Source organism: Rhizobium sp. SEMIA 4085 (genome assembly GCF_013004495.1).
In the GTDB taxonomy this organism is placed as follows: Bacteria; Pseudomonadota; Alphaproteobacteria; order Rhizobiales; family Rhizobiaceae; genus Rhizobium; species Rhizobium gallicum.
The window spans coordinates 1-4,300 of record NZ_JABEPH010000438.1 but is presented as its reverse complement, the minus strand read 5'-3'; the positions used below and the strand labels follow the sequence as shown (position 1 = coordinate 4,300).

Genomic DNA, 4,300 nt, shown 5'->3' with positions numbered 1-4,300 from the left:
CAAGGCGCGTGCAGTCGCTCGATCCCCCGCTGCGTGAGCGCTGTATGGCGTGTGAGCTTGCGCAGCCGTCGACGCCGCTCCTTGCTGATGTCGTCGGCAATGGTCCCGAAGTAGCCGCTGTACTCGGGAAACTCGCGGTCGTGGAACGTGTTGCGCTTGAGTTCTCGGTAGATCGTCGAGCGGTGATCTCACCAACCGGGAGTTTGCGTTCCTAATCTGATAAAAGACGTCGACGATCGGACAGGGTGAGCTGCAAATAGCAATGCGACATGCCAAAATCTCCAAAGTGAAGCCATTAAAATCATTGGCATGTCGCACTTGGAAATAGAATGTACCAACTGGAAGTTTAGCGCCAAAGCGGCCGCACCCGACGTCCCCAAGATTGTCGATTGGTATATGGAAGGCAAGATCAACATCCACGATCTGATTACCCATCAAGATGCCGATCGAAGAGATCAGCACTGCCTTCGATCTCATGCACCAGAGCAGGTCTATCCGCTCCGTCATCGTTACCGATTGCTGATGGACCATTTCGCGACGGCCAACATCTTGATTTTATTGCCGATCGCTCGCAGTTCGGCCATTGGCAGGGTGATCTCCTGATTTTCCGGCGCGACCTCGGTGAGGCCAATGTCACCTCGCTGGTCGAGCGCAAGAGCCACTACACGGTGATGATCAAAATGGCAGCCGTCACTTTCGGCCGCTCATCGACAAGATCGTCGATGCCTTCTCACCGCTACCCGCCGTTGCCCGGCAGAGCTTCACCTTCAACCGTGGTACCGAGTTTCGAGGTTTCGGGCTTTGGAAGATGGGATCGGCGCCAGGAGCTGGTTCTGCGATCCAAATTCACCGTGGCAGAAAGGCGCGGTCGAGAACACCAATAAGCGCATCCGCCGCTTTGTGCCGAGCGATACCGACCTATCCGCCGTCAGCCAGCAGCAGCTGGTCGCCCTTTGCCCATCATCTAAATTCCCTGCCCAGAAAGTGCCTTGGCTATCGCACACCAGCCAAGGTGTTCATGGCGCATTTGCGAGATTGCGCGTAAACCCCTACCCTCCACTCGTCATTGTTGCACTTGGATTAGATTCTCCAAAAACGTTTTCGCGGAAAAAGCCAGTCCGCCATTTCCTGAGATGCCGCCGGGCACGTACCTGCTGTCGGTTTTGTCGCTTCGGAGGCACAGTGGTGTTCGGCTTGCTTTCTGCTGCGCTCCCATTAAGCCATTGAATGATACGCAGGAATTCGCTCTGAGGCTCTTTCTTCGCAGTTGGCACGACTTTTGAAGCTCCTTTGTCGCGAGGCGATAGGAGCTCGCGGCCGCTATTCATGTCATGGGTGACATCAATATCGCTGGAGCGAATGGAAAGAAGCAACGTGTCAGGTCTGCGTCAGATACTCACATTTCGAGCGATTTTTTCGCCCTCGCGCCAAGTTTTTATTTCAGGTTTCTTGCGACCGGGCGTCTTGGTGCGCTCATATAGGAACATGGATCGAATCCGTATGGATCTGCGCGGCGGCGCTTTTCGCAACGTCCTCGCTTTCACTGTTCGCCACTGGAGCAGGCAGCCGGCCCGGCTCGCGATCATCATGACCGCGGTGCTCGCCTCCACGCTGGGTGACGTGCTGACACCGCTCTATTCAGGCCGGCTGGTAGACGCCGTCGCGAAGGGAGCCGCAACAAAGGCCATAGCGTGGGATGCAGCGCTCGCGGCCTTCTCTATGCTGATTGCGCTCGCGCTCGGCGCCATAGTCATGCGTCACGTTGCTTTCATTCGCATTATCGATCTAACGCTGAAGATGATGACCGACATCTCGATCGATGCATTCCATCGCGTTCAGCGCTTGTCGACGGAGTGGCATGCCAATGGCTTCGCTGGCTCGACGGTGCGCAAGATCACGCGAGGCGCGCGGGCGCTCGAGCTCTTGAACGACACGCTTCTCATCGCGTTGTTTTCCTCTCTCAGCATGCTAATCGGCTCGGCCGTGCTGCTGGGCTGGTACTGGCCGATAACGGGCCTGATTATTGCCTGCGGCTCCTTTGTATACGTCGCCCTGACGATCACGCTATCGCTCGGCTATGTCGCGCCCTTGGCGAGCCTTGCTAATAGCTGGGATACCCGGCTTGGCGGCGCGCTCGCGGACGCGATCAGCTGCAACGCGGTTGTCAAAGGCTTCGGAGCCGAACAACGGGAAGACGAGCGCCTGGCGAAGGTCATCGCCAAGTGGCGGCGCAGGATGCGCCGGACCTGGATACGGGGTACGATCAACGGCACAACCCAAGGTATAACTCTACTCGCGCTCAGGGCGGCAGTCATCGGCTATGCGCTACTTCTATGGTCACGCGGTCAGGCGTCCCCGGGCGATGTCGCCTTCGTGCTCACCTCGTTCTCCCTGCTGCGAGGCTATCTGCGCGACGTCGGCATGCACGTTCGCAACCTGCAGCGCTCGGTCAATGATATGGAGGAGCTGGTCGATCTCCAGAGCCAGCCGCTCGGCATCGCTGATCGCCCGGAAGCTAAGCCGATCCATATCACGAAGGGCCGCATCGATTTCGAGAACGTCCATTTCCACTATGGTACTGGGGTGCCACTCTACAATGACTTTTCGGTGTCGATTAAGGCCGGCGAACAGGTCGGTCTGGTCGGTCCGTCCGGCTCCGGCAAGACCACCTTTGTAAAGCTCATCCAGCGGCTCTACGACCTGAACGGCGGCCGAATCCTGATCGATGGCCAGGACGTTTCGAAGGTGACGCAGGCTTCGCTGCGCTCGCAGATCGCGATCGTGCAGCAGGAATGCCTGTTGTTGAATCGATCGCTCGCCGAGAACATCGCCTATGGCCATCCTAGCGCCGGCCAGGCCGAAATCGAACAAGCGGCCCGGCTCGCCAGCGCGCACGAGTTCATCGCGCGCCTGCCGAAGGGCTACCTCACTCTGGTAGGCGAACGCGGCGTGAAGCTTTCCGGCGGCGAGCGCCAGCGGGTGGCGATCGCGCGCGCCTTCCTGACAAATGCACCGATCCTAATCCTCGACGAGGCGACATCGAGCCTAGACTCGGAATCGGAGGCGCTGATCCAAAAGGCGATGGAGCGGCTGATGGTCGGGCGCACCACGCTGATCATCGCGCACCGACTCTCGACGGTGCGCGCGCTCGACCGGCTACTCGTCTTCGAACGCGGCTGCATCATCGAGCAGGGCGATCATGCCGCGCTGATCCGCCTCGACGGCGGCATCTACCGCCGCCTATTTGAGCGACAGGCACTGGAATTAACCGAAGAGCTCACTCAGTTCTCGTCACGTTAAGGACGTACTCGTTAATAAGAAGGCCGCGTGGAGCGAGTTCCGCCAGCTTCATCGTGTATAAAATTCTACAATTTCGTTGACCATCTAACTAAGGGCTTATGAGCCATTTGCCTGAGGCCGCTGCGCCGCGCAAAACATGATCCAAACTGAACCCCATGAGGTCGGCAAGATGCGCGTCGTTGAACGGCGATATTTTAAGCAAATTCGGAAATGAGGTGCCATAGTCTTCCACGCCCCCAACGATATCCATCTCACGCGTTCTTTTGTGGCATTCTCTTGATCAATTTGTGGCAAAATGAAGGTTCGATACGCCGGAACACTGCATATAGTGCTGCGCAGACACTGGAGTCGAACATGGTAGAACTTATACCACCGCTCAATGATTAGAACTCATTGGCCCATTTTCTCCGACCAATGGACATGATGCGCCACGGCTGTCGTTGCAGCTTGCGCCATGCATCACAGCAGAGGTCGACGATGTCCTCGTAGGATTTGAAGACCCGGTTTGACAGCCAGTTATCGCGCATGAACTGCCATAGGTTTTCGACCGGGTTGAGTTCAGGCGACTTTGGCGGCAGCGGCAGGATCGTGATGTTTTCGGGCACGATGAGATTGTTGGACATGTGCCAGCCAGCTTGATCCATGATGAGAACAGCATGCGCATCCTCGGCGACATGGCGTGCAATTTCGGTCAGATGCTGGTTCATGGCAGAGGTGTCGCACCATGGCATGACGAGTGCGGCGGCCTTGCCGAGCTTCGGGCAAATCGCTCCGAAGATATAGGCCGACCTCGTGCGCTGGTCATGCGGCGCTGAGGGCCGTGTTCCACGTCTGCCCCACCGCCTTGTTATCTTGTTTTTCTGGCCGATCCGGGCCTCGTCCTGGAACCAGACTTCTATTCGCTTGCCTTTGCCGGTTCCGGCGGCGATTTCCGCCACTGCGGCGGGGAAGTTTTTTTAAAGTCCTCAATCGCTTGCGGGTCCTGTGCATGGTGCTGGGG

The 4,300-nt window shown here is 57.7% G+C and carries 1 protein-coding gene and 4 pseudogenes; 3 read left to right on the top strand and 2 right to left on the bottom strand.

The features are described 5' to 3' along the window. Positions 1-271, bottom strand: a pseudogene (locus C9413_RS33925) (IS30 family transposase); the annotation flags it as partial. A gap of 98 nt (positions 272-369) precedes the next feature. Here C9413_RS33925 and C9413_RS28530 point away from each other — a divergent pair. The 3 genes and pseudogenes from C9413_RS28530 to C9413_RS28520 all read left to right on the top strand — a co-directional run. Next, positions 370-523, top strand: a pseudogene (locus tag C9413_RS28530) (S-(hydroxymethyl)glutathione dehydrogenase); the annotation flags it as partial. A gap of 28 nt (positions 524-551) precedes the next feature. After that, positions 552-1,045 (top strand): annotated as a pseudogene (locus tag C9413_RS28525) (IS30 family transposase); the annotation flags it as partial. Positions 1,046-1,485: 440 nt separating this feature from the next. Then, complete coding sequence (locus C9413_RS28520) at positions 1,486-3,300, top strand: ABC transporter ATP-binding protein (RefSeq protein WP_040114333.1); 1,815 nt, start codon at positions 1,486-1,488, stop codon at positions 3,298-3,300. Between the two features lie 383 nt (positions 3,301-3,683). Here C9413_RS28520 and C9413_RS28515 read toward each other — a convergent pair. Next, positions 3,684-4,300, bottom strand: a pseudogene (locus tag C9413_RS28515) (IS630 family transposase); the annotation flags it as partial.

What these genes read in the sequence shown, in the direction of transcription:
- C9413_RS28520 (WP_040114333.1), top strand. Translation starts at nt 1,486, where the DNA reads ATGGATCGAATCCGTATGGATCTGCGCGGCGGCGCTTTTCGCAACGTC.